Raw genomic sequence first — 23,475 nt, 5'->3', positions numbered from 1 at the left:
TCCGAGTGGCTATATCACCCCGGCCCGGCACGTCCGGGCTTTCTGCGTTTGACTGGATCTGAGACATGACGGGAACGACACGATCGAGCAACGGGCTGGACGATCGCCGCAAGCGGCTCCTGTTCCGCTGCTGGCACCGCGGCACGCGCGAGATGGACCTGATCCTGGGCCGCTTTGCGGATGCGGAGATCGGCAATCTCACCGACGCGGAGCTGTCCGAGCTCGAGACCCTGCTCGACGAGTCCGATCCCGATCTCTATGCCGCCATCACTGGTGACAAGGTGCTGCCAGCTGATGTCACCGGTGCGCTGTTTGCCCGCATCAAGGCGTTCCCGATTACGGACGGCGATTTATGAAACAGGGGATGAAGTCGCCGGCCGAGCTGCTTACGCCCGGCCGCGCGCTGACGCTTGCCAATGTTGCCGAGGGCGCCGAGGGCCTCGTCATCTCCGATCTCGCCCGCGCCATCGCGGCGCGGCCGAAGAAACCGGCCGTCAGCCTCGCTGTGGTCTGCCGCGACGGTGGGCGAATGCAGCAGCTCGAGCGCGCGCTGCAATTCTTCGCGCCCGACTTGCCGGTGCTGACCTTTCCGGCCTGGGACTGCCAGCCCTATGACCGCGTCTCGCCGCATGGCGGCATCCTGGCGCAGCGCCTGACCACGCTGGCCCGGCTTGCGCCGCTGACCGGCAGCGACAAGCCGCTGATCGTGCTCACCACGGTGAACGCAATCGTGCAGCGCGTCCCTGCGCGCGAACTCGTTGCCGCGCAGGCACTGTCGGTTGCGCCGGGCAACGTGGTGCCGATGGACACCATCATCGCCTGGCTCGAGCACAACGGCTACAACCGCTCCTCGACCGTGCGCGAACCGGGCGAATATGCCGTGCGCGGCGGCATTTTGGACTTGTTTCCGGCCGGCCTCGACCAGCCGGTCCGCTTCGACTTCTTCGGCGACAGCCTGGAATCGATCCGCTCCTTCGACGCCGAGACCCAGCGCACGATGCTCGACATGCGCTCGCTCGACCTCGTGCCGATCTCGGAATTCCAGCTCGTCACCGACACCATCCGCCGCTTCCGCATGGGCTATGTCGCCGAGTTCGGCGCGCCCGAGCGCGACGACGCACTGTACGAGGCCGTCAGCGAGGGCCGCCGCCATCCCGGCATGGAGCACTGGCTGCCGCTGTTCCAGGACCGGATGGACACGCTGTTCGACTATCTGCAAGGCGCAGCCATCGCGATCGAGCCGCAGGCCGAGGACGCCGTCCGCGAGCGTTTCAAGCAGATCCAGGATTACTACGAAGCCCGCCGCGATGCGATGGAGCATCCCGGCGGCGGCGCGATCTACAAGCCGCTGCCGCCCGAGAGGCTCTATCTCACCGACGAGGAATGGACCAGGCGCGAAAGCGAGATGTCGCTGGTGCGGCTGACGCAGTTTTCGGTTCCGGCCGATGGTGTGACAAACGTCGATGCCGGTGCGCGCAAGGGCCGCGACTTCGCACCCGAACGCAATGACGCCACCGTCAACGTGTTCGAGTCCGTCGTCAGCCACGTGATGGCGCTGCATGCCCAGCGCAAGAAGGTCGTGATCGCGCTCTGGAGCGAGGGATCGCGCGACCGCATGACCTCGATGCTGCGCGACCACAAGCTGACCCATACCACCAGCGTCAACAGCTGGCGGACGGTGCAGGCGACCCCGCGCAACGAGACCATGCTCGCCGTGCTCGGCCTGGAAAGCGGTTTCGAGACCGACGAGATCGCGCTGATCAGCGAGCAGGACATCCTTGGCGACCGCCTGGTCCGGCCCCGCAAGGCGAGCCGCAAGCTCGACAATTTCATCTCGGAGGTGACGAGCCTTGCCGCGGGCGACATCGTCGTCCACGTCGATCACGGCATCGGCCGCTTCATCGGCCTCCAGACTCTCGACGTCGCCGGCGCGCCCCACGACTGCCTCGAGCTGCATTACGCCGCAGAGACAAAACTGTTCCTGCCGGTCGAGAACATCGAGCTGCTGTCGCGCTACGGCTCCGACCAGACCACGGTCGAGCTGGATCGTCTGGGCGGAAGCGGCTGGCAGACCCGCAAGGCAAAACTCAAGAACCGCATCCGCGAGATCGCGGGCGAGCTGATCAAGATCGCCGCCGCGCGCCATTTGCACGAGGCGCCAAAGCTGCCGGTGCAGCCGGGCCTCTACGACGAGTTCTGCGCGCGCTTCCCCTATGACGAGACCGAGGACCAGTTAGGGGCGATCGAATCGACCCTGAAGGATCTCGAAGTTGGCCGTCCCATGGACCGGCTGATCTGCGGCGACGTCGGCTTCGGCAAGACCGAGGTGGCGCTGCGCGCGGCGTTTGCGGTGGCGCTCGAAGGCAAGCAGGTCGCGGTCGTGGTGCCGACCACGCTGCTGGCCCGCCAGCATCACAGGACCTTCACCGAGCGCTTCAAGGGCTTCCCCGTGAACGTGGCCCAGGCCTCGCGCCTGGTCCCGACCAAGGAGCTCAACCTGGTCAAGAAGGGCATCGCCGACGGCTCGGTCGACATCGTCGTCGGCACCCACGCGCTGCTCGGCAAGGCGATCAAGTTCCGCGATCTCGGCCTCGTCATCGTCGACGAGGAGCAGCATTTCGGCGTCACCCACAAGGAACGGCTGAAGGCGCTTCGCTCCGAGGTGCATGTGCTGACGCTGTCGGCGACGCCGATCCCGCGTACGCTGCAACTGGCGTTGACCGGCGTCCGCGAGCTCTCGATCATTGCATCGCCCCCGGTCGACCGTCTCGCGGTGCGCACCTTCGTGGCCCCGCACGATCCGCTGATGATCCGTGAGGCGCTGCTGCGCGAGCGCTATCGCGGCGGCCAGGCGTTCTACGTGGTGCCGCGCATCGACGACCTCGCCGAGGTCAAGGACTTCCTCGACAAGAACGTGCCGGAGATGAAGGTCGCGGTCGCGCACGGCCAGATGCCGCCCGCGGTAATCGAAGACATCATGACCGCCTTCTACGACGGCAAGTTCGACATCCTGCTGTCCACGACGATTGTCGAGTCCGGCCTCGACATTCCCAACGCCAACACCCTGATCGTGCATCGCGCTGACATGTTCGGCCTGGCGCAGCTGTATCAGCTCCGCGGCCGCGTCGGCCGCTCCAAGCTGCGGGCCTATGCGCTGTTCACGCTGCCGGCGCAGCAGAAGATCACCGCGCAGGCTGAGCGCCGGCTCACCGTGCTGCAATCGCTGGAGACGCTGGGCGCGGGCTTCCAGCTCGCCTCGCACGACCTCGACATCCGCGGCGCCGGCAACCTGCTCGGCGAGGAGCAGTCCGGCCACATCAAGGAGGTCGGCTTCGAGCTCTACCAGTCGATGCTGGAGGAGGCGATCGTCAACCTCAAGGCCGGCGTGTCCGAGCCTGCTGCCGACCGCTGGTCACCCTCGATCACCATCGGCATGCCCGTGCTCATTCCGGAAGACTATGTTGGCGACCTCTCGGTGCGGCTGTCGCTGTACCGGCGGCTGGCCGATCTCGACACCGAGGAGGAGATCGAGAATTTTGGCGCCGAGATGCGCGACCGTTTCGGCGTGCTGCCGGACGAGGTGCGCTATCTGTTCAAGGTCGCCGCGATCAAGGCGTTCTGCCGCACGGCCAATGTCGGGAAGATCGACGCCGGCCCGAAGGGCGCCGTCATCGCCTTCCGCGATAATTCGTTCGCCCATCCCGACCGCCTGGTGTCGTTCATCCGCAGTTACGGCCAGGCCGCCAAGGTGCGGCCCGACATGAAGGTGGTGTTCCTGCAGGACTGGGAGACGCCGGAAGAGCGTCTCGCCGGCACCACCGAGATCATGCGCCAGCTCGCTCAGCTGGCGCGGAGCAAGAAGGCGGCGTAATTGTTCCGAGTGCCACGAGAGTGGTACTTGGATACAAAACAGCGGCATATGGCCACTTGCGGAATGATCGAACGACAGCCATGTTCGATTCGTCGAGTTCGGCCGACGATTTGGCCTCGCGGCTGATAGCGTGCCTGACTGATGACCTGATTCGTGTGACCCGCGACTGGTTTACCGGCCGCGGGTTTTTTGTACCGCAAAACGGGCCTTCCCCGCCCATTGAAACTGCTGAGGTCGCGAGCGTGTCTATCAATATCGATTCAGGCCAGGAACACGGTGACGAACACGACGACGTCATGTATCCGCAGGTCCTGCCGTTCATATTGGTCCACGCGGGATGCTTCGCGGCGATCTGGTCGGGCGTCTCGTGGCAAGCCGTTGCCATTTGCGCGGTTCTGTACTGGTTGCGCATGTTTGCGATCACCGCCGGGTATCACCGGTATTTCTCGCATCGGGCTTACGCGACCAGCCGGGTGTTTCAGTTCATCCTGGCCTTCCTGGCCCAGAGCAGCGCCCAGAAAAGCGTCCTCTGGTGGGCTGCCAAGCATCGCCATCATCATCTTCACTCGGATACGGCGCAGGATGTGCATTCGCCCCGGCACAAGGGCTTCCTCTACAGTCATGTCGGCTGGATTTTCTACCGGCAGCACGATGCAACCGACCTGGTGAAAGTATCGGATCTGGCGTCGTATCCCGAATTGATGTGGCTGCACAAACTGGAGCTGCTGCCGGCATTCGTGCTCGCAGGCCTCTGCTTCCTCATTGCGGGGTGGTCGGGACTCGTGGTCGGCTTCCTCTGGAGCACCGTGCTGGTGTATCACGGCACGTTCTGCATCAACTCCCTCGCACATGTTCACGGCCGCAGGCGGTATGTGACCGGTGACGATTCCCGCAACAACTGGCTGCTCGCTCTCGTCACGATGGGTGAGGGGTGGCATAACAATCACCACGCCTATCAGGCCAGTGCTCGACAGGGCTTCCACTGGTACGAGATTGATCTCACCTATTATATCCTGGTGGCCTTGTCCTGGTTCGGGATTGTCCGGGATCTGAAGATGCCGCCCAAGCAGGTCCTGCGCAATGAGCATCGGTTGGGGTCACGCGCGATCAAGCAAGCGGCCGAGCAGCTCGCCGCTCGCTTCAATCCTGAACACATCGCGCTGGCGATCAAGACGTCGATCCATGAGACCGAATTGTCGGTCCGGGACGCGATCGTTCTGTTGCAGCACCGCGCCGATTTGCGTCTGTCCAGCATGCCGACTCGCGACCAGTTGCTGGCTGAAGCGCAGCGCATGTTCGCGAAGACGATGTCGCTGGACGACATCGTCGACCGGGCTCACGAGCTCCTGAACGAGACTGTCGGCTTTCTCCTGGCCACTCCCGCTCTGGCGACCGCGCCGAAATCGAGCGCGAATGGCGGCGGTTAGCGCCACGTTGCCCGGACAAGGGGCGCGCACGAGATCGGGGATTGCTGACGCGCGACTACGACGCCGCGCGCGACGCGTCGGCTGAGAGACGCCCGAGCAGTGACCGCGCCGTATCCGAGGGCGACAGCGAATCCACGCTGACGACGGGATCGCTGCGCATCTCGTGCTTGCCATTGGAGGTGTGCCGCATCACCGCTGACAGGCGGCGGGCGATCATGTGGGCGGTGCGGAAGTCGGTCTCCGCGAACACGACGATGACGGAACCGTCTTTCTGCGCCACGCCAAAATCCATCTGCCGCATCAGGCGGCTCAGGATCCGCGCGGCATCGAGCTGGGCGCGGGAATTGCCGGGCTCGAAGGCGAAGCGCGCCACGGAGAGGCCGCCGCCGCGGGCAAGAGCCTGCTCGACCGCCTTGGCGAAATCGCGGGCAAAAGCTTCCACCGTAAGCAGGCCGCTGCGCGGATCGAGCCAGCCGCCGGCATCGATCGAACGCAGTGTGCGGCTCAGTTGCGCTTCCATCGCGTGCTGGCGGATCAGCGGCAGCGCGTTGGCGGCGACCTTCGCCGGCTCGCCCGGGATCAGCTCGAGATTGGGCAGGTCGTAAGTCTGTGCGAGCTGGTGCGCGGTGACGACCACGGGCAGGCTGCGGAATCGGGTGTCTTCGGCGAGCACCGTGAGGAAGGCGTCGGTGACGCGCGCGGTAAAACCTTCGGCGAGCACGACGCCATCGATATCGCGGGTGTTGAGATGCTTGGCCGCGGCCTCGATCGAGAGCGCGCCGACGACCCCGACGCGTTCGCCGAACGCAACGGAGAGCGCAGGATAAGCTGCGCCGCGGCCGATCAGGAGCACCGTCGCATCGCGGGCCGGATCCCCGTCCGGCAACCCGACTTTCGCGTCCGGCAGCCGGCGCAGAACCGTCGCATGGAGGGTACGTACGCGCAGTGCGGCGCGGAGCCGCGCGACGAGGCGGTCGGAATTGCCCCCGCGCGAGGAGAAGGGCAGGGCATTCTGCGGCAGCGTGCCCGCAGCATCGAGCGCCACGAACGGCAGGTAGGGCGATTGGTCCGCGATCTTCCTGGCAAGCGGCGCCAGGTGGGGCTCGTGCCCGACATGCATCGCGGCAAGAACCGCGGCCGGCTGCACCTGCTCGACCGCGCGCGCCGCGCTGGCCCAGTCGGCGTCGACGACGGGAAACAGACGGGCCTCGTCCAGTGCCGCAATGAAAGGCGGCCGCTGGGCGTTGGACACAAACAGGATCGGGCCCGCCTGGGACATCGCAAACTCTGATCACGCAACAGATGCTGCGCAATCTAGTCCGGTTGCCTTAATGCAGCGTCAATGGATGGGTCGAAACTACGCTTAAACCGGCCCGGAGCGGTCGCGAAAAGCCTCGACCATCAGGGGGTTAAGCCCGAGCTCATTGAGCGCTTCGCGGGCGCGGGCATTGTCTTGCGCCCGTCCTGCGAGCCGGTGACCCGAGAGCCGGTCGGGCAGCGCGGTGAGCAGGGCGCCCTGGCCGAGCCGGCGCGCCCATTCCTGGAGGTCGTTGGACAGGAAGCGATAGCCGCCGACGGCCATGATGCCGGAGGGCGGCGCGGTGATGCAGATCGCGCCGCTCGGACGGTCGAGCCGCGCGGCATAGCCGGTGTCGACATAATCGCGCGGCGGCTGCGCCGTCAGCGTGTCGCCGACCGGCTGCGGCGGCGCGTAGGCAGCGATCGGCACCATCGCTCCGCGCAGGCCGAGCGTGCCTCTGGGCGTCAGCAGGATCTCGCCGGCGATGGAGGAACCGGACTGCTCGCGCGGGGCGCCGTGCGGCCCGGGCATCACCGCAACAGGCATGCCGTCCTCGCCGCGGCGGGCGCCGAACAGCCCGGCCTCGCCGAACAGGTAGACGTCGGTCAGCGGTGCATGCGGCGCGATCCAGGCATCGCTCGCCGCCACCTGCTCGGGCGCGCGCCAGAGGCCGATGACGTTGCGCAAGCTCGGCATCCGCGCCGCGAGATCGGCGTCGCCGAGCCGCAGCGCGAGCTGCGCGGGGGCGATCAGCACCTCGCATTCGTGCTCGCTGATCTGCCGCTCCAGCACGTCGTTCTCGAAAGGATGATGCAGCGCCAGCGTGCCGCCGCAGAGCAGCCACACCGCGAGCGAGGAGGCGAGGCCTGCGAACGACATCGGCGTGAACGCCGCCATCACGGTCGCGCCTTGCTTGATGTCGGCTTCCAGCGACATCGCGAGCCCGCCGGCGATCAGGCTGAAATGCGGCCGCGGCACCGGCCGAAAGCCTTCCGCGGTGACGTCGAAGGAGATCATCGCCGCCTTGCGGCCGTCCTGGATCACGGCGCGCGTGGTGCCGGGCGGGCGGGCCAGCACGTCGTCGAGCGAGGCCATGCCCTCGGGCAGGTCGGCGCCGAAACCGCAGACATAACGGATCGAGAACGCCTCCGCGGCGGCATGCATCGCGAGGTCGGAATAGCTGACGCCGTCGACCTTGCTCATGGTGACGATGGCGCGCGCCGCGGTGCGGTTCAGCGCGGCGGTCAGTTCCGCATGGCGCCAGAGCAGCGGCAGCACGGCGACGACGAGCCCGGCGCGATGCGCGGCGAGCACGGTCAGCACGAACTCGACCGTCGCAGGCAGCTGGATCGCGATGACGGAATTGGCCGGCAGGCCCGATTCGACGAAATGCGCCGACAGGGCCTCGATGGCGGTGTCGGCCTCGGCGTAGCTCATCCGCCGCGGCTGGTGGCCGGTCACGCGGGCCTTGTTGAGGGGATCGAGCAGAGCGGGCGCGTGCGGTTGCCGCGTCAGCGTGCGCTGAAACAGCGTGTCGAGCGTCGGCGATACGGCTGGCTGATTCACGGCGTCACTTCGCTTGCGGCTGCCCCTTCGACCACCAGGTCTCCGGCAGGTAGCCGGACAGCGAGGTGACCTTTGGCCGTTCTATCCGATTCCAGCGCGCGATCCATTGCTCGGATACGTTAAACAGGGGGATTGTATAGAAACCGGAGATCAAGGCGCGGTCGAGCGCCCGCACCGCCGAAACGAAGGCCGTGTGATCACGGGCCTCGAGGAGAGCGTCGATCATGGCATCGATGGCGGGATCTTTGGCGCCCATGTAGTTGCGGGTGCCCGGATTGTCGGCGGCCGCACTCCCCCAATAGAAATACTGCTCGTTGCCGGGCGACAGCGACTGGTCCCAGCGGTTCTGGATCATGTCGAACTCGTAGCCGAGCCGGCGCTGGTCGAACTGCACGGGATCGACCGCGCGAACGCTCGGCTCGATGCCGGCGCGCTTGAGGTCGCGCTGGAACGCGAGCGCGATGCGCTCCTGGTCGCGGGTCGTCACCAGCATCTCGAAGGTGAAGGGGGCTTTTGTCGCGCGGTTACGCAGCACGGTGCCGTCGAGATCGTAGCCGGCGTCCGACAGGAGCTTGAGTGCTGCGCGCAGCGTCGTCCGGTCGCGTCCCGAGCCGTCGGTCACTGGCAGGCGGTAGCTGCCGTCCATGACGTCGGGCGGGATCTGCGCGGCGAAGGGTTTCAGCAGCTCGCGCTCGCGCGCATCCGCGGGCCGGCCATAGGCCGACAGGTCGGAGCCGGCGAAATAGCCGGCAACCCGCGAATAGAGTCCGAAGAAGTAGTTGCGGTTGACCAGCTCGAAATCGAACAGCAGCGTCAGTGCCCGGCGCACGCGGATGTCGGCGAAGATCGGACGGCGCGTGTTGAACACCAGGAATTCGGAAGGCTGCGGCACGCCGGGCTTGATGGTGTCGCGGATCACTTCGCCGCTTTTGACGGCTGGAAAGTCGTAACCCTCGTGCCAGCGCAGCGGCTCGTGCTCGACGCGGAAATCATAGAGGCCGCGCTTGAAGGCTTCGAACTGGCCGTTGGCCTCGCGAAAATAGTCGAGCCTGATCTCGTCGAAATTGTAGAGCCCGCGATTGATGGGCAGGTCGCGTCCCCAATAGTCGGGATTGCGGGTCAAGGTCACGCTGGCGCCGGGCTTCACCGCCATGATCCGATACGGGCCCGAGCCGATCGGGCCGGTCAGCGTCGTCTCCTCGAAGGTCGCGACATCCACTGCATGCTTCGGCAGGATCGGCATCAGGCCAAGGATCAGCGGCAATTCCCGGTCGTTGGCGCCAGCCAGCTCGAAGCGGACGGTGAGAGGGTCGGGCGCCTCGGCCTTGGCGACCTTGGCGTAATATTGCCGATGGTTGGGGCGGCCGTGATCGCGCAGCAGCTGCCAGGAGAACAGCACATCCTCCGCCAGGACCGGCTTGCCGTCGGAGAAGCGTGCGCGGGGATCGAGGCGGAACGTCACGAAGCTCCGCGCGTCATCGGTCTCGACCGATCTGGCGAGCAGGCCGTAGAGCGTGAACGGCTCGTCATTGCCGCGCGCGAGCAGGCTCTCGACCACGTAGTTTCGCACCGGCTGCACGGCCAGTCCCTTGACGATGAAGGGATTGAGGCTGTCGAAGGTGCCGAGAATGCCCCAGGTCAGCCGGCCGCCCTTGGGGGCATTAGGGTTGGCGTAGGGCATGTGGGTGAAATCGGCCGGCATCGCCGGCTTGCCGTGCATCGCGATGGCATGGGCTTCCTCAGCCCCTGCGCCGCCTGCGGAGAGCGCGGAGGCGAGGATGAAGGCGAGAAGACAGAGGCGGGTGCCAAGGCCCTCAAGAAGGCGCTGGAACATGGACATCGGCACACGTTGATTCGAGGGCCTGCGGGCCTGAATCCTATCACAAGGAATTTCACGGATCGCGGGCCCGGGAGCGGTTCAAGGCGTGGCCAAAGACGCTTGTCGGCATTGATCTTTTCGTCGGCCACGTTAAGAAGGCACGCAATCGCGCAAGAGCGTCGAGCCCGTCACTTATCCGCCTCAATTGACGGGGAGAGAGCCGCGCCCAACGCGGCTAGGTTCGTCGCTTCGGAGCGGTTCGGGCACTTCCCGTTCAGAAAGGGTTTTCCGCAATGAATTTCCGTTACTTGGCCGCGTCCGTCCGGCCGCGCGGGCGACTTCTCGCCTTGTTGACGGCGACGGTGTTGGCCGTTCCGTTTGCCGCCGAGGCCCAGACCCCGGCACCGGCCCCCGGTGCGCCCGCCGCGCCCAAAGCGGCCCCGAAAGCTGCTCCGAAGGCTGCCCCCAAGGCTCCGGCGCCGGCCGCCCAGGCTCCCGCCCAGCCGGCTCCCGCGCAGGGTGCTCCGGCGCAGCAGGGCGCGGCCGCCCAGCCGGCTGATCAGCAGATCCAGCTGATCTACGCCCCCTGGACCAAGTTCTGCCTCAAAGGCCAGGACGCCAACGCCAAGCAGGTCTGCTTCACCGGCAAGGACGGCCGCATCGAGTCGGGCCAGCCGGTCATCGCGGCCGTGATCATCGAGCCGGAAGGCGAACCCAAGAAGATCCTGCGCGTGACGCTGCCGCTCGGCATGCAGCTCGTGCACGGCACCCGCATCATCGTGGACAATAATCCGCCGTTGCAGAGCCCCTACGTGATCTGCTTCCAGAACGGCTGCATGTCCGACTACGAGGCCACGCCCGAGCTCATCGGCAACATGAAGAAGGGCCAGAACCTCGTTGTCCAGGCGATCAATGCCAACGGCGCGCCCTTGACGCTGCCGCTGCCGCTCGCGGGCGAATTCCAGAAGGCCTATGACGGTCCGCCGACCGATCCGAAGGTGTTCGAGGAAACCCAGAAGAAGCTTCAGGAAGAGCTTCAGAAGAAGGCCGACGAGCAGCGCAAGAAGCTCGAGCAGAACGGTGGCGCGCCCGGCGCGGCTCCGGCTGGTCAGAAGTAAGCGCGCTCATATCCCGGACATGAAAAAGGCGCTCGATTCGAGCGCCTTTTTTGTTGGCCACTTTGATGGCGGCAAACTCAGTTCAAGCGCGGCCGGCTCAGTTCAGCGACGGATTGCGCGGGCGATAGCCGCCGGTTTTGTCCTTGATGAAGATCTCGGCAACCTGGGAATGGCGGATCGGCTCGCCGGAATCGTCCGGCACCAGGTTCTGCTCCGAGACGTAAGCGACGTATTCCGACTCCGCGTTCTCCGCGAGCAGGTGGTAGAACGGCTGGTCCTTGTGAGGCCGCACCTCTTCGGGAATCGACAGCCACCACTCCTCGGTGTTGTTGAATTCCGGATCGATGTCGAAAATCACCCCCCGGAACGAGAAGATCCGGTGGCGAACGACCTGTCCGATCTGGAATTTGGCGGTCCTCGCTTTAATCATTCCCCGTCGATAGACCAGGATTGTGGCCGATGCTAGTGCCCTGATCTGGAATTAACCTTCGACTAAGGGGCGGATAGCCCCCAAATCTTCAGAAAACACTTCATCAATGATCGATATCCTCAATCTGGCGCTACCTTATTTTGGCTTGATCTTTGTCGGATTCGCGTGTGGCAAGGCCAAGTCGCTGCCGGAATCGGGCCTCGCCTGGATGAACTTCTTCCTGCTCTACGTGTCGCTGCCGGCGCTGCTGTTCGCGATCATGTCGAAGACGCCGTTTGCGGAATTGAACAACCCACCGTTCCTGGTCGCGACCACGCTGTCCACGGTTGCGGCATTCACCCTGGCGCTGGTCGTCGGCAAGGTTTTGGGACGGCTGACGCTGCGCGAGGCGACGCTTGCGGGCCTCTCCGGAGGCTATGGCAATATCGGCTATATGGGGCCGGGGCTGGCGCTCGCCGTGCTTGGGCCGAAGGCCTCGGCGCCGACCGCGCTGATCTTCTGCTGCGACAGCATCTTCCTGTTCACGATCGTGCCGCTGCTGATCGAGCTCTCCGACCGCGACCATCCCTCGCTGGTCCATGCCTTCGGCGTCGTGCTGAAGCAGATCGTGCTCAACCCGCTGATCATGTCGGCCTGCTTCGGCGCGGCCGTGGCGGCGCTTCATATCGAGCTGCCGGTCGCACTCGACCGCACCATCACGTTCCTTCAGAACGCAGCAGCACCGACCGCGCTGTTCGTGCTCGGCGTGACCGTGGCGCTCCGCCCGTTCAACCGGGTGCCGTGGGAGGTGCCGGGCGTGATCGCGGTGAAGCTCTTGATCCACCCGCTCGCCGCGTTCGGCCTGATGCTGGCGTTCGGACCGTTCGCGCAGCCCTGGGCCGCGACCGCCGTGCTGATGGCCTCGCTGCCGCCGGCGCTCAATGTGTTCGTGATCGCCCGGCAGAACGACGCCTGGATCGAATCCGCCTCCGTGGCGGTGCTGCTCGGGACCTTCGCGTCCGTGGTCACGCTGACCAGCGTGATGTGGGCGATCCAGACCGGCCGGCTGGCGTTTCCGTAGGCGAGCCTAGCGCCGCCACGTCGGGGTCAGGCCCTCGCGCATGGCGAAGCGCCGCAGCGGGCCGATGGCGCCAAGCAGGTGCATGCCGACGGCGCGGACCGGCTGGAGCGGCAGGAAATCGTTGAGCAGGGAGCGGTTGGCGATGTCGATCGCAAACGTTCGGCTCAGAATGTCCGGACGGCGCGCGCGGTCGTAGCGCCTGAGCACGTCGGGTGCGCCGGGATCCTGGCCCGCAGCGATGGCGTCGCCCGCGAGCCTCGCGATGTCAGCGGCATCGCGCAGACCAAGGTTGAGGCCCTGGGCGCCGATCGGCGGGACCACATGGGCGGCTTCGCCGACCAGCGCGATGCGGTCGCGGCCGAAGGATTTTGGACGTTCGATCGCCAGCGGGAATAGGTTGCGGCCCGGCTCGACCGTCATGCGTCCCAAAATGGAATGCGACTGCTTCTCGATCGCGGCGGACAGCTCCGCGTCGCTCAAGCCGCGAAGCCGCTCGGCCTCGGCGGGGGCCGAGACCCAGACGATGCTCGAGCGGTCGCCGGGCAGGGGCACGAACACGCAAGGGCCATGCGGCGTGTGGAACTCGGTCGAGACGTTGCGATGCGGGCGGGCGTGGCCGACGTTGAAGGTCAGCGCGGTCTGCGTCAGGTCGCGTCGCGTCACCGCGATGCCGGCGGCTTCCCGGCACAGCGAGTGCCGGCCGTCGGCGCCGACCACGAGCCGGGCCGAGAGGAATTGAGCGGACGCAGTGCGGATCGCGACGTCGTCGGCTTCGATGACGACGCTTTCGGCCTCGTCATCGCAACGGACGAGGTTGGGCAACTCGGCCGCGCGTTCTTCCATCGCCAGCATCAGCGAGCGGTTGTCGATGTTGTAGCCGAACGCGTCGAGCGCGATTTCGTGGCAGGAGAACCGGACCTCCGGCGCGCGGAACAGCCGGCCGGTGTCGTCGACGAGGCGCATGGTTTCAAGCGCGGCCGCCTTGCCCTTGCAGCGCGGCCAGACGTCGAGGCTCTCCAGGAGATCGACGGAGGCGCCGAGCAGGGCGGTGGTGCGGTTGTCGGCATAGGGCACGCGCCGCGCCACCAGCGCGGTCCGCGCGCCGGCCTGCGCCAGCGCGATGGCGGCCGCCAGTCCCGCCGGTCCGCCGCCGATCACGGCCGCGTCATGGAGTGTCGATGCATCTGTCATGGAACGACAATTGACATGCTGCGCGGCAAATTCAAGCCCGGCTATATTTCCTTGATTTTGTGGCGAATTGTGCGACCGCGCGCCGCAATGGCGGATGTGCAAACCGGTCCCATTCTGATAGCAGAAGCCATGGATACCCAAGAGGATTCCCTGAAGCCGAGACCGGCGATCCGCGCCGCGGCCTTCTCGGTGCACATCTTCACCGCATTCGGCGCGGCCATCGCGCTGCTTGCGATGCTGGAGGCCGTGCGCGAGCATTGGGCGGCGATGTTTCAGTGGCTGGGCGTCGCCCTGATCATCGATGCGATCGACGGGCCGATCGCCCGCCGGCTCAACGTCAAGGACGTGCAGCCGAACTGGTCGGGAGACGTGCTCGATCTCGTGGTCGACTTCCTCACCTATGTCTTCGTGCCGGCCTATGCGATCGTGGCGAGCGGGCTGTTGCTGCCGGTGGCCGCGCCGCTGCTCGGCATCGCCATCATCGTCACCAGCGCATTATATTTCGCCGATCTGCGCATGAAGGCGGACGACAATCATTTCCGCGGCTTTCCGGCGCTGTGGAATGCAGCGGCGTTCTATCTGTTCCTGCTGCACTGGCCGCCGCTGGTGTCGACGCTGCTGGTCGCGGCGCTTGTCGTGCTGACCTTCGTGCCGTTCCACGTGCTGCATCCGGTCCGGGTCGTGCGGCTGCGCTGGCTGACGATGTCGCTGATCGCGATCTGGGCCGTGCTCGGCCTCTATGTGCTGGAGATGGATTTTCGCGTCGGCACCGGCGTGACGATCGTGCTCTGCGTCATCGCGCTCTGGATCAGCTTCAGCGACGCCTTGATCCGCCTGGCAAGATCCTTCGCATGATGCACCTCCTCACTAGTCCTGAAGCCTGGGCCGCGCTGCTCACCTTGACCGCGCTCGAGATCGTGCTCGGCATCGACAACGTCATCTTCCTGTCGGTGATCGTCTCGCGCATCCCCGAGAAGCAGGCCCACCGCGCCCGCCAGATCGGGCTCGCGCTGGCGCTGATCTTCCGCATCATCCTGCTCAGCCTGCTGGTCTGGCTGATCGGGCTGACCGCGCCGGTGTTTTCGTTTTCGGGTTACGGCTTCTCCTGGCGCGATCTCATCCTGATCGGCGGCGGCCTGTTCCTGATCGCCAAGGCGACGCACGAGATCCATGCCGAGGTGGAAGCCGACGACGGCGAGGGCGACCGGGAGTCCGGCGGCAGCGCGTTCTTCTGGGTGATCGTCCAGATCATCGTCATCGACATCGTGTTCTCGCTGGACTCGATCATCACCGCGATCGGCATGGCGCAGGACATCGAGATCATGATCGCGGCGGTCGTGATCGCCTGCCTGATCATGTACATTTCGTCGGGGCCGGTGTCGCGATTCGTCGCCGAGCATCCGACCACCAAGATGCTGGCGCTGGCGTTCCTGGTGCTGATCGGCGTCGCGCTGGTCGCGGACGGATTCCAATTCCACATTCCGCGCGGCTACATCTACTTCGCAATTGCGTTCTCGGCGGCGGTGGAATTCTTCAACGTGCTGGCGAAGCGCAACCGCAGGAAAGTCCGCAAGTCGTCCGTTTAGCCGTTCCAATCTGGGTCGAGTTGACAAGGCGGGCGCGATGTCTTTCGCTCAGCGGCGAGAAGACCGAGAGGAGGTCAGGTGATGACCAAAGCCGTCCGTGTGCACAAGGTCGGAGGCCCCGAAGCCCTGGTCTATGAGAGCGTCGATGTCCCGGCGCCGGCTTCCGGCGAGGTGCGCATCCGCCAGCATGCGGTCGGGTTGAACTTCATCGACGTCTACTATCGCACCGGCCTCTACAAGGCGCCGGGGCTGCCCTTCATCGCCGGCAACGAGGCGTCGGGCGAGGTCATCGCCGTCGGGCCCGGCGTGACGCATTTCCATCCCGGCGACCGCGTGGCCTACTACCACAATCTCGGCGCCTATACCGGCGAGCGCAACATCCCCTGGGAGAAGCTGGTCAAGCTGCCCGACCACATCACGCACGAGCAGGGCGCCGTGCTGATGCTGAAGGGGCTGACGGTCTGGTATCTCCTGCACAAGACTTTCAAGGTCGAGCCGCATCACCGCGTGCTGATCCATGCCGCAGCCGGCGGCATCGGCTTGCTCGCCTGCCAATGGGCGAGGGCGCTCGGCGCGCACGTCATCGGCACCGTCGGCTCGCGCGAGAAGGCGGAGCTTGCGGAGGCCAATGGCTGCGACCACGTCATCCTCTACAACGATGAGGATTTCGTCGCGCGCGTGAAGCAGATCAGCCGCAACGAGGGCTGCGACGTCGTCTATGACGGCGTCGGCAAGGCGACCTTCCCGGGCTCGCTGTCCTGCCTGAAGCCGCGCGGCATGTTCGTCTCGTTCGGCAATGCCTCGGGCCCCGTGCCGCCGTTCTCGATCGCCGAGCTCAACAATCACGGCTCCCTGTTTGCGACGCGGCCGAAGCTCAACGACTACGTCGGCACGCGCAAGGAGCTACTGGAAGGCGCCGACACGCTGTTCGCCGCCGTCATCAACGGCAAGCTGCACGTGCCGATCAACCACGCCTACGCGCTCAAGGACGCCGCCAAGGCGCATATCGACCTCGAAAGCCGCAAGACCACCGGCGCGTCGATTTTGAAGCCGTAGCTCTCGTCATCATCGGCTCCCGTGTCCCGGCTCTGCAGCGCACCGCCGAAGGGGCGCTGCGTCCGGGGCACGAGACCGTCTCACGCCACCCTTCGTGCCGCGCCGGCCCTGGTCAAAATCCCGTCGAGACAATCGATCATCTCGGCGATCTCTCCCTTCGTGACGTTCAGCGCCGGCATGAAGCGCAGCGTGTCGACCTGCGGCGCGTTCAGGAGCACGCCGGCCTCGAACGCCTGCGCGACGATGCCCGGCGCGATCGGCAGCTTGAGGTCGAGCGCGAGCAAGAGGCCGCGTCCCCGCACGCCGCCGAGGCCGTGCCGGGCCGAGACCTTCTGCAACTCGCTTTCGAGCAGCAGGCCGGTCTCGGTGACCGTCTTCAGGAAGTCGGGCTTGCTGATCTCCTCCAGCACCGCGAGCCCCGCCGCGCACATGATCGGGTTGCCGTTGAAGGTCCCGCCCTGATCGCCGTGCTCGAAGCAGGACGCGCGTTCGGTCGCCAGCAGGGCCGCGAGCGGCACCCCACCGCCGATGCCCTTGCCGAGCGTCATGATGTCGGGCGCGATGCCGGTGTGCTCATAGTGGTAGAGTTTGCCGGTCCGGCCCATGCCGGTCTGGATCTCGTCGAAGATCAAGAGCAGGCCGTGCGCCTCGGTGAGGGCGCGCAGCTCCTGCAGGAACTGGTCGGTCGCGGCCCACACGCCGGACTCACCCTGGATCGGCTCCAGCATCACCGCGACGGTGTTGTCGTTGATCAGCGCTTCGACCGAGGCGATGTCGTTGAGCTTCGCCTTCTTGAAGCCCGCGACCTTCGGCTCGAACAGCGGCTCGAACGCCTTCTTGCCCGAAGCCGACATCGTCGCCAGCGTCCGGCCGTGGAAGCCGCCTGCGAAGCTGATGATCTCGAACGCGCCGTTCCTGTGCAGGCTGCCGTATTTGCGCGCGAGCTTGATCGCGCCCTCGTTGGCTTCCGCGCCCGAATTGGCAAAGAACACCTGGTCGAACGCGCTGTTTGCGACCAGCCGCTCGGCAAGTTTCAGGCTCGGCTCGTTGTAGAACGCCGGGCTAGGCGTCAGCAGCCGCTTGGCTTGCGCGGAAAGCGCATCGGCGATCGCGGGCGGGGAGTGACCGAGGCAGTTGACGGCCCAGCCCTGCACGAAATCGAGATAGCGCTTGCGGCCGTCGTCCCAGAGGTAGGAGCCCGCGCCGCGGACGAACACGGCCTTGGGCCGTGCGGTGATGTCCATCAGCGCGTCATACGGATGCGTGGTCATGTCGAACTCCTGTGGGGACGGGGTGGAAAAAATGGAGCGCAAAAAGCAGAAAGGCCGCACCTTGCGGGTGCGGCCTTTGCGAAAACTCGGCTGAATTCTACTGGTTCAGCGGCGTCGTCGGACATGGCGCACCCTCTCGTCGTCGCGGAAGCGACGGCGGAGCATTTCGGTGCGCTGATGGGTCCGAGCGTTGATCATGGGGCGCGGCAATACATGCGAATGGCGGGGCTTGTCAAGCGGGGCGGTTTGAAGAACACCCGTCCGGCGTGCATCGGCGAGATCGGAGCACGTCACTGAACGCTGTAGCGCGCAAAACTGTCCGCGATGCCGGCATTGATTGCCTTGGCGGCCGCGATGTCTTGCTCAGCGCCTTCGTTGTCGCCCTTCTTTCGCTTCGCCAGTCCGCGGCCGTAGAGGGAGCCGTCGAGCTCAGGCTTTGCACTCAGCGCCGCGTCGTAATCCGCAATCGCCGCGTCGAGATTGCCGAGCTTCAGATACGTGAGGGCGCGGCTGTCCAGCGTATAGAGGTCATTGGGAGCCATCCGCAGCGACTGCTCGCAATCGGCCAACGCCTCCTGCAGGCGGCCAAGGATCGCACGCGTCATGCAGCGCGAATTGAACACGCCCGAATAGCTCGCATTGGCCTTGATCGCACGATCGTAGTCCTCCAGCGCCCGCGTGTAATCGTGCGTGTCGAAATACATGTTCGCGCGCGCATAGGCATCGCGATCGTTGTTCGGACTGAGCTGAAGCGATTTTGCGAAGTCGGCCAGCGCCCGCGCACGGTCGCCGCGGTCGCGGAAGACGCGTGCGCGGTTGCCGTAGGCCGGGCCGTAATTCGGGTCGAGCTTGATCGACAGATCGAAATCCGCCAGCGCGCGAGCGTCGTCGCCATGGTTGCGATAGGCAGTGCCGCGATTGAAATATGCCAGCGCAAATTTAGGGTCGAGCTTGACGGCCTGATCGTAGTCGGCCATCGCACGCTCGTAGTCGTTCTTGTGGATGTGGGAATTGCCGCGGTTGTTGTAGCAGAGCGCGTCGCGGGCATTCAGCCGAATGGCGCGCGTGTAGTCGGCAATGGCGTGGTCGGTGTCGCCGAGATCGTCATGGGCAATGCCGCGATTGTACCAGAGGTCGGCGTCTTTCGGATCGAGATCGATGGCACGGTTGAAGTCCGCCACGGCACGCTCCGTGTCGCCTTTTCGCCGAAACATCTCGCCGCGATTGGCCAGCGCCCGTACATTCGAGGGATCGGCCTTGAGCACGGCCGAGCAGCCGGCGATGCGCTGGTCCTCGCGGCCCCCGTCGTCGTCGCTGTAGCACCATTGGCGTGCCTGCGCGGCCGATGGCGATCGCGCGGTGGCGGGGGCGGACAGGGCGAGCGCGGCCATTGCGATGCCGATCGCAGACAGCTTGAGGAGAATCTTTGACGTTTCAGCGTGTTTCATTGTTTTCCGCATCGAAACCATTGCGCCTCTGGCGCGTTTGTGATCGAAGGACGCGACTTGGTTCGAACCGAATGCATCGCGGGTCAGACCAAGAAGGCGGGACCAACCAGATAGTTTGAAGACCTTGTCCGATACGCCTTACCCGATCGACCTCGACAGCATTCGCGGCGCGTTTCCGCCGGGCATCGAGGCCCCATCTCTGCTGGTCGACTTTGCCGATTGGCTGAACGGGCGCCCGTGGGGCAGCGTCGGCCGTTTCTCCCTGCAAGGCCAGTTCTCCGATCAGGCGCCGATCTTCGACGGCAGTCCCTTGCGCGACAGGTTTTCGCTGTTCATGCGGCTGCCGGATGGCTCGGCCGTCGGCGGCTGGTATGGCGCGGGCCTTGATCGGGACAATCCGCCGATCGTGGGGCTGGGCTCCGAGGGCGATTACGAGCTGCTCGCGCCGAGCCTCGACGGCTTGCTGGCGAAGCTGACGTCGCAGCAATTCGACAAGGCCTGGAGCGATCTCAAGCCGCATGACGAGGTCGAGTGCCAGACGGACGAGCTCGCGAAATGGCTTGCCGGACAGCCGATCGGCGACAAGGCGGCGTGTGACGACGGCGCAGCGGAGCTTCCCGACTTCCGCGGCTTCGTGGAAAAATGGAGCAGGGATCGCGAAGACTATTGGGCCAATCATCGCCTGATGGCCGAGCTCGGCTGGCGGCTCGCCGCGCATCTGCCCAGGGGCAAGAAGCCCTGGGACAAGACGCATTTCGAGGTCGCGATCGTCGGCAAGCAATATGAAGCGCGCGTCCTTTCGCACGGCCCGCAGCCGTTCGAGGAGGCCGCCTCGATCGAATCCCTGCTGCGCGATCTACGCGAGGAAATGCGGAAGGCGCAGCCCGAGCTCGGGCTGTGGTACGCGATGAAATTCGGTCTTTATGCCGACGGCCGTGTCATGCCGAATTTCGAATACGACGTGCGCCCGACCATCGACGGCGAGCCTGCAAAACTGACCGAAGCCCAGGCCGATCTCGCCCGCGCCCCGCGCCCGGAGCGCTGGGTGCCGAAATGGCTGGCCTGACGGAGCGCCGTCAGAATCCCGTCACGCTGCCGTGCAAATCAGGTTGCTAAACTGGCTTCTTGTCAGGATGGTTTGCCGATGTGCGGACTTCGTCACCGGTGTGTTGTCGGGATGCTGCTGATCACTGCGGCCTCAGCCGCAGACGCGCAAGCTACGCTCGCGGAAATGCCCGTCGCCGATCTTCCGATCGTGCTGGCCATCGATCGTGCGCTCACCCGGTCCCACGAGATGACTCCGAGCGAAAAGAAATTCAGCGATGAGGCGGATGCCGGCGGCGTTATTCTCACTTACGTTCTGGAAACGAAGCTTCGCCTTCGGTCGGAGAAGTACTTCCTGGTGGTCTGCAGCTCCGGCGGTAGCGCCGACTATAATTGCGTGTTCAACCTGGTTGGAGGCGCGGCCGATCTTTATCGAGACCAGATCGAAGGCCTCCGATTCGAGATACCCGGCGACGGTTGCGTCTACGCTTCCGGTCACGTCAATACGATGTTCGACCATCGACGCAAGTACTGCCTTGGCGGCGATCGGTTGAAGGAAGTCAGCCAACCGTTTCATTACGTCGGCCTCAAGTCAAAGACGCTGCATGACCTGACGTTCTATTTCGATAAGGCTGCGACGAATGCGGTCGGCACCATTCCGAAAGGTGAGTTCGTTGAGGTGCTCGTTGCAGGTGCCAAGCGCGAGAATGAGCGCTACGACTTCCTTGTTCGGGACAAGAGCGGACTGACTGGTTGGGTCAGTCTGGCCGGAGGTCAGCAAGCGGAAGACATCGAGGGAATCTTTTTTGCCGGCGACTAGTTGCCGCGCGGGAACGGCACCTTCGATCCCCCTTGACTTAGAGTGCGCTCGAAGGGGTATCTGTACGTGCGTCAGTACGAGAACGGGCACACATGAAGATCGGCGACCTCGCAAAACGAACCGGCTTGTCGTCTCACACGCTGCGTTATTATGAGCGCATCGGGCTTTTGCCATACGCAGACCGGGATCGTTCCGGCCAGCGTGACTTTGACGAATCGATCCTCACATGGATCGCATTCCTCGGTCGGCTCAAGACCACGGGAATGCCGATCCGGGACATGTTGCGTTATGCGGCGCTTCGTGATGAAGGCGAAGCCACTGGGCTAGCCCGGCGGCAGATGCTGGAAATCCACCGGGAACAGGTTCGCACGGAGATTGCCGAACTCCAGGAATGCCTGCTCGTCCTTGATACCAAGATCGCCGGCTATGCCGGCGACGAACAGAGGACGAAGGAAAATGACGCACGCCCAAACACAAGCCGAAAGCCGCTTCGATCGCGGCCAGCGGGCCCTGTCACGCATTGACGGCAGAGCCGGCGAAAAGGTCGTCGCCTCACTCGCCGACATCGCTCCGGATTTCGCACGCTACGTGATCGAGTTTCCCTTCGGCGACATTTACAGCCGCCCGGACCTCGGCCTGCGCGATCGAGAGATCGCGACGATCGCCGCGCTGACGGCGCTCGGAAATGCCGCGCCTCAGCTCAAAGTGCATATCGAGGCGGGTCTGAACGTCGGGCTGTCTCGCGACGAGATCGTGGAGATCATCATGCAGATGGCCGTCTATGCGGGCTTCCCGGCGGCGGTGAACGGGCTGTTCGCAGCCAAGGAGGTGTTTTCCGCGCATGACGGACGGCAGGCGTCGGGAGAAGCGACATGACGAACTTCGAATACGATGTGCGCTCGATCATTGACGGCGAGCCCGCAAAACTGACCGAAGCGCAGGCCGATATCGCCCGGGCACCGCGGCCCGAGCGCTGGGTGCCGAAACGGCTGGCGTGATTGTTTCCACATCGTCATTGCGAGCGCAACGAAGCGATCCATACTGTCTCCGCGGAGGGATTCTGGATTGCTCGCAATGACGGAGCGCCTCAGAACCCGGCGACGCTACCGTGCAGGTCGTATTGGTCCGCGCGCTCGATCTTCGCGGTGACGATCTCGCCGACCCGCAAGGGGCGCCGGCTCGACAGGTAGACCGCACCGTCGATCTCCGGCGCGTCGGCCTTGGAGCGGCCTTTCGAAACCGTCGGGCCGACCTCGTCGATGATGATCTGCTGGCGCGTGCCGACCTTGCGCTTCAGCCGGCGCGCGGAGATCTTCTGCTGGCGGGCCATCAGCGCGTTGTAGCGCTCCTGCTTGATCTCTTCGGGCACGGGATTCTCGATCGCATTCGACGTCGCACCGGCAACCGGCTCGTATTTGAAGCAGCCGAGGCGATCGATCTCGGCCTCATCCAGCCAGTCGAGCAGATAGGCGAAATCGGCATCGGTCTCACCGGGGAAGCCGACGATGAAGGTCGAGCGAAGAGCGAGATCGGGACATTCCTCGCGCCAGCGCTTGATCCGCGCCAGCGTCTTGTCCTGCGCTGCGGGGCGCTTCATCGCCTTCAGCACCTCGGGGCTCGCATGCTGGAACGGGATGTCGAGATAGGGCAGCACCTTGCCCTCGTTCATCAGCGCGATGACCTCGTCGACATGCGGGTAGGGGTAGACATATTGCAGCCGGACCCATGCGCCGAGCTCGCCGAGCTCGCGCGCGAGGTCGAGGAATTTGGCACGGACCTGGCGATCCTTCCACGGGCTCTCGGAATATTTGAGATCGACGCCGTAGGCCGACGTGTCCTGCGAGATCACCAGCAATTCCTTGACGCCGGCGCCGACGAGGCGCTCGGCCTCGCGCAGCACGTCATTGGCCGGGCGCGAGACGAGATCGCCGCGCAGTTTCGGGATGATGCAGAAGGTGCAGCGGTTGTTGCAGCCTTCGGAGATCTTCAGATAGGCGTAGTGGCGCGGCGTCAGCTTGATGCCCTGCGGCGGCACCAGATCGAGATGCGGATTGTGGGCGGGCGGCAGCGCGCGATGCACGGCGTCCAGCACGCTCTCATATTGCTGCGGGCCGGTGATGGAGAGCACGCCGGGATAGGCCTGCTCGATCTGCTCGGGTTCCGCGCCCATGCAACCGGTCACGATCACCTTGCCGTTCTCGGCCATGGCCTCGCCGATCGCCGAGAGCGATTCCTGCTTGGCACTGTCGAGGAAGCCACACGTATTGACGATGACGATGTCGGCCCCGTCATGCTTGCGAGCGAGCTCGTAGCCCTCGGCGCGCAGGCGCGTGATGATGCGCTCGGAATCCACCAATGCCTTGGGACACCCGAGCGACACGAAGCTGACCTTGGGCGCAGCCGTCTGATCCATATCTGATCTGCCTGATTGACAGGCCAGAGCTAGTCCCAATTGCCCATAATTACAA

General features: G+C 65.1%; 20 protein-coding genes and 1 pseudogene. 13 read left to right on the top strand and 8 right to left on the bottom strand.

Features of this window, described 5'->3' with window-relative positions:
- Positions 1–65: 65 nt before the first annotated feature.
- The 3 genes from ACKWRH_RS22830 to ACKWRH_RS22820 all read left to right on the top strand — a co-directional run bounded on the left by ACKWRH_RS22830 (position 66) and on the right by ACKWRH_RS22820 (position 5,298).
- Positions 66–356, top strand: a complete 291-nt coding sequence (locus tag ACKWRH_RS22830) for an FAD assembly factor SdhE (RefSeq protein ID WP_038932960.1) — start codon at positions 66–68, stop codon at positions 354–356.
- Positions 353–3,871 carry a transcription-repair coupling factor gene (gene mfd, locus ACKWRH_RS22825; protein ID WP_445215348.1) on the top strand — a complete coding sequence of 1,173 codons (3,519 nt, stop codon included), beginning with the start codon at positions 353–355 and terminating at the stop codon, positions 3,869–3,871. The genes ACKWRH_RS22830 and mfd overlap by 4 nt, the downstream gene beginning before the upstream one ends.
- 296 nt (positions 3,872–4,167) lie before the next feature.
- A complete protein-coding gene (locus ACKWRH_RS22820) occupies positions 4,168–5,298 on the top strand; it encodes an acyl-CoA desaturase (RefSeq protein ID WP_445222458.1) in 1,131 nt (376 codons plus the stop codon).
- Positions 5,299–5,353: 55 nt separating this feature from the next.
- Here ACKWRH_RS22820 and ACKWRH_RS22815 read toward each other — a convergent pair whose 3' ends face one another.
- The 3 genes from ACKWRH_RS22815 to ACKWRH_RS22805 all read right to left on the bottom strand — a co-directional run bounded on the left by ACKWRH_RS22815 (position 5,354) and on the right by ACKWRH_RS22805 (position 10,004).
- Positions 5,354–6,577 carry a GGDEF domain-containing protein gene (locus tag ACKWRH_RS22815; RefSeq protein WP_445215347.1) on the bottom strand — a complete coding sequence of 408 codons (1,224 nt, stop codon included), beginning with the start codon at positions 6,575–6,577 and terminating at the stop codon, positions 5,354–5,356.
- Positions 6,578–6,661: 84 nt separating this feature from the next.
- Complete coding sequence (locus ACKWRH_RS22810) at positions 6,662–8,164, bottom strand: AMP-binding protein (protein ID WP_445215346.1); 1,503 nt, start codon at positions 8,162–8,164, stop codon at positions 6,662–6,664.
- Positions 8,165–8,168: 4 nt separating this feature from the next.
- On the bottom strand, positions 8,169–10,004 hold the full coding sequence (locus ACKWRH_RS22805; protein WP_445215345.1) for an extracellular solute-binding protein: 1,836 nt from the start codon (positions 10,002–10,004) through the stop codon (positions 8,169–8,171).
- A 272-nt stretch (positions 10,005–10,276) separates the two neighbouring features.
- Here ACKWRH_RS22805 and ACKWRH_RS22800 point away from each other — a divergent pair, with 272 nt between their 5' ends.
- Entirely contained in the window at positions 10,277–11,101 is an 825-nt protein-coding gene (locus ACKWRH_RS22800; protein WP_445215344.1) for an invasion associated locus B family protein, read from the top strand.
- 97 nt (positions 11,102–11,198) lie between these two features.
- Here ACKWRH_RS22800 and hspQ read toward each other — a convergent pair whose 3' ends face one another.
- Positions 11,199–11,531 carry a heat shock protein HspQ gene (gene hspQ, locus ACKWRH_RS22795; protein ID WP_014495177.1) on the bottom strand — a complete coding sequence of 111 codons (333 nt, stop codon included), beginning with the start codon at positions 11,529–11,531 and terminating at the stop codon, positions 11,199–11,201.
- Between the two features lie 106 nt (positions 11,532–11,637).
- Here hspQ and ACKWRH_RS22790 point away from each other — a divergent pair, with 106 nt between their 5' ends.
- Positions 11,638–12,591 carry an AEC family transporter gene (locus tag ACKWRH_RS22790; RefSeq protein WP_028147872.1) on the top strand — a complete coding sequence of 318 codons (954 nt, stop codon included), beginning with the start codon at positions 11,638–11,640 and terminating at the stop codon, positions 12,589–12,591.
- 6 nt (positions 12,592–12,597) lie between these two features.
- On the opposite strand, the gene ACKWRH_RS22785 is transcribed toward ACKWRH_RS22790, so the two are convergent.
- Positions 12,598–13,782: a UbiH/UbiF family hydroxylase gene (locus tag ACKWRH_RS22785; RefSeq protein ID WP_445215343.1), complete on the bottom strand. Its 1,185-nt coding sequence runs from the start codon at positions 13,780–13,782 to the stop codon at positions 12,598–12,600.
- An 87-nt stretch (positions 13,783–13,869) separates the two neighbouring features.
- Between ACKWRH_RS22785 and pcsA the strand changes: the two genes are divergently transcribed.
- From pcsA to ACKWRH_RS22770, 3 genes are all read left to right on the top strand, one after another.
- Positions 13,870–14,637, top strand: a complete 768-nt coding sequence (gene pcsA / locus ACKWRH_RS22780) for a phosphatidylcholine synthase (RefSeq protein ID WP_445215342.1) — start codon at positions 13,870–13,872, stop codon at positions 14,635–14,637.
- The gene (locus ACKWRH_RS22775) at positions 14,634–15,368 is read left to right on the top strand and encodes a TerC family protein (RefSeq protein WP_063983222.1); all 735 of its coding nucleotides are present in this window, start codon (positions 14,634–14,636) and stop codon (positions 15,366–15,368) included. The genes pcsA and ACKWRH_RS22775 overlap by 4 nt, the downstream gene beginning before the upstream one ends.
- Before the next feature lie 81 nt (positions 15,369–15,449).
- Positions 15,450–16,424: a quinone oxidoreductase family protein gene (locus tag ACKWRH_RS22770; RefSeq protein ID WP_445215341.1), complete on the top strand. Its 975-nt coding sequence runs from the start codon at positions 15,450–15,452 to the stop codon at positions 16,422–16,424.
- An 80-nt stretch (positions 16,425–16,504) separates the two neighbouring features.
- On the opposite strand, the gene ACKWRH_RS22765 is transcribed toward ACKWRH_RS22770, so the two are convergent.
- Positions 16,505–17,695 (bottom strand): acetylornithine transaminase, encoded by a 1,191-nt coding sequence (locus tag ACKWRH_RS22765; protein ID WP_445215340.1) that lies wholly within the window; start codon positions 17,693–17,695, stop codon positions 16,505–16,507.
- Positions 17,696–17,985: 290 nt separating this feature from the next.
- Positions 17,986–19,143 (bottom strand): tetratricopeptide repeat protein, encoded by a 1,158-nt coding sequence (locus tag ACKWRH_RS22760; protein ID WP_445215339.1) that lies wholly within the window; start codon positions 19,141–19,143, stop codon positions 17,986–17,988.
- A 124-nt stretch (positions 19,144–19,267) separates the two neighbouring features.
- On the opposite strand from ACKWRH_RS22760, the gene ACKWRH_RS22755 reads away from it, so the two are divergent.
- From ACKWRH_RS22755 to ACKWRH_RS22735, 5 genes and pseudogenes are all read left to right on the top strand, one after another.
- The gene (locus tag ACKWRH_RS22755; protein WP_445222457.1) at positions 19,268–20,209 is read left to right on the top strand and encodes a hypothetical protein; all 942 of its coding nucleotides are present in this window, start codon (positions 19,268–19,270) and stop codon (positions 20,207–20,209) included.
- A 111-nt stretch (positions 20,210–20,320) separates the two neighbouring features.
- Positions 20,321–21,007, top strand: a complete 687-nt coding sequence (locus ACKWRH_RS22750; protein WP_445215338.1) for a hypothetical protein — start codon at positions 20,321–20,323, stop codon at positions 21,005–21,007.
- A gap of 92 nt (positions 21,008–21,099) precedes the next feature.
- Positions 21,100–21,531 (top strand): MerR family transcriptional regulator, encoded by a 432-nt coding sequence (locus tag ACKWRH_RS22745; RefSeq protein WP_445215337.1) that lies wholly within the window; start codon positions 21,100–21,102, stop codon positions 21,529–21,531.
- Positions 21,464–21,883 carry a carboxymuconolactone decarboxylase family protein gene (locus ACKWRH_RS22740; protein ID WP_014495189.1) on the top strand — a complete coding sequence of 140 codons (420 nt, stop codon included), beginning with the start codon at positions 21,464–21,466 and terminating at the stop codon, positions 21,881–21,883. Before ACKWRH_RS22745 ends, ACKWRH_RS22740 begins: the two co-directional genes overlap by 68 nt.
- Positions 21,880–22,005, top strand: a pseudogene (locus ACKWRH_RS22735) (hypothetical protein); the annotation flags it as partial. The gene ACKWRH_RS22740 and the pseudogene ACKWRH_RS22735, both read left to right, overlap by 4 nt.
- Positions 22,006–22,094: 89 nt before the next feature.
- Here the strand turns inward: ACKWRH_RS22735 and rimO are convergent.
- Positions 22,095–23,420: a 30S ribosomal protein S12 methylthiotransferase RimO gene (rimO, locus tag ACKWRH_RS22730; protein WP_445215336.1), complete on the bottom strand. Its 1,326-nt coding sequence runs from the start codon at positions 23,418–23,420 to the stop codon at positions 22,095–22,097.
- Positions 23,421–23,475 lie beyond the last annotated feature (55 nt).

Source organism: Bradyrhizobium sp. Pa8, from assembly GCF_052588265.1.
The sequence above is the reverse complement of the archived record's forward strand: the minus strand, read 5'-3'. Positions and strand labels throughout refer to the sequence as shown.

What these genes read in the sequence shown, in the direction of transcription:
- ACKWRH_RS22830 (WP_038932960.1), top strand. Translation starts at nt 66, where the DNA reads ATGACGGGAACGACACGATCGAGCAACGGGCTGGACGATCGCCGCAAG.
- mfd (WP_445215348.1), top strand. Translation starts at nt 353, where the DNA reads ATGAAACAGGGGATGAAGTCGCCGGCCGAGCTGCTTACGCCCGGCCGC.
- ACKWRH_RS22820 (WP_445222458.1), top strand. Translation starts at nt 4,168, where the DNA reads ATGTATCCGCAGGTCCTGCCGTTCATATTGGTCCACGCGGGATGCTTC.
- ACKWRH_RS22815 (WP_445215347.1), bottom strand. Translation starts at nt 6,577, where the DNA reads ATGTCCCAGGCGGGCCCGATCCTGTTTGTGTCCAACGCCCAGCGGCCG.
- ACKWRH_RS22805 (WP_445215345.1), bottom strand. Translation starts at nt 10,004, where the DNA reads ATGTCCATGTTCCAGCGCCTTCTTGAGGGCCTTGGCACCCGCCTCTGT.
- ACKWRH_RS22800 (WP_445215344.1), top strand. Translation starts at nt 10,277, where the DNA reads ATGAATTTCCGTTACTTGGCCGCGTCCGTCCGGCCGCGCGGGCGACTT.
- hspQ (WP_014495177.1), bottom strand. Translation starts at nt 11,531, where the DNA reads ATGATTAAAGCGAGGACCGCCAAATTCCAGATCGGACAGGTCGTTCGC.
- ACKWRH_RS22790 (WP_028147872.1), top strand. Translation starts at nt 11,638, where the DNA reads ATGATCGATATCCTCAATCTGGCGCTACCTTATTTTGGCTTGATCTTT.
- ACKWRH_RS22785 (WP_445215343.1), bottom strand. Translation starts at nt 13,782, where the DNA reads ATGACAGATGCATCGACACTCCATGACGCGGCCGTGATCGGCGGCGGA.
- pcsA (WP_445215342.1), top strand. Translation starts at nt 13,870, where the DNA reads ATGGCGGATGTGCAAACCGGTCCCATTCTGATAGCAGAAGCCATGGAT.
- ACKWRH_RS22775 (WP_063983222.1), top strand. Translation starts at nt 14,634, where the DNA reads ATGATGCACCTCCTCACTAGTCCTGAAGCCTGGGCCGCGCTGCTCACC.
- ACKWRH_RS22770 (WP_445215341.1), top strand. Translation starts at nt 15,450, where the DNA reads ATGACCAAAGCCGTCCGTGTGCACAAGGTCGGAGGCCCCGAAGCCCTG.
- ACKWRH_RS22765 (WP_445215340.1), bottom strand. Translation starts at nt 17,695, where the DNA reads ATGACCACGCATCCGTATGACGCGCTGATGGACATCACCGCACGGCCC.
- ACKWRH_RS22760 (WP_445215339.1), bottom strand. Translation starts at nt 19,143, where the DNA reads ATGAAACACGCTGAAACGTCAAAGATTCTCCTCAAGCTGTCTGCGATC.
- ACKWRH_RS22750 (WP_445215338.1), top strand. Translation starts at nt 20,321, where the DNA reads ATGCTGCTGATCACTGCGGCCTCAGCCGCAGACGCGCAAGCTACGCTC.
- ACKWRH_RS22745 (WP_445215337.1), top strand. Translation starts at nt 21,100, where the DNA reads ATGAAGATCGGCGACCTCGCAAAACGAACCGGCTTGTCGTCTCACACG.
- ACKWRH_RS22740 (WP_014495189.1), top strand. Translation starts at nt 21,464, where the DNA reads ATGACGCACGCCCAAACACAAGCCGAAAGCCGCTTCGATCGCGGCCAG.
- rimO (WP_445215336.1), bottom strand. Translation starts at nt 23,420, where the DNA reads ATGGATCAGACGGCTGCGCCCAAGGTCAGCTTCGTGTCGCTCGGGTGT.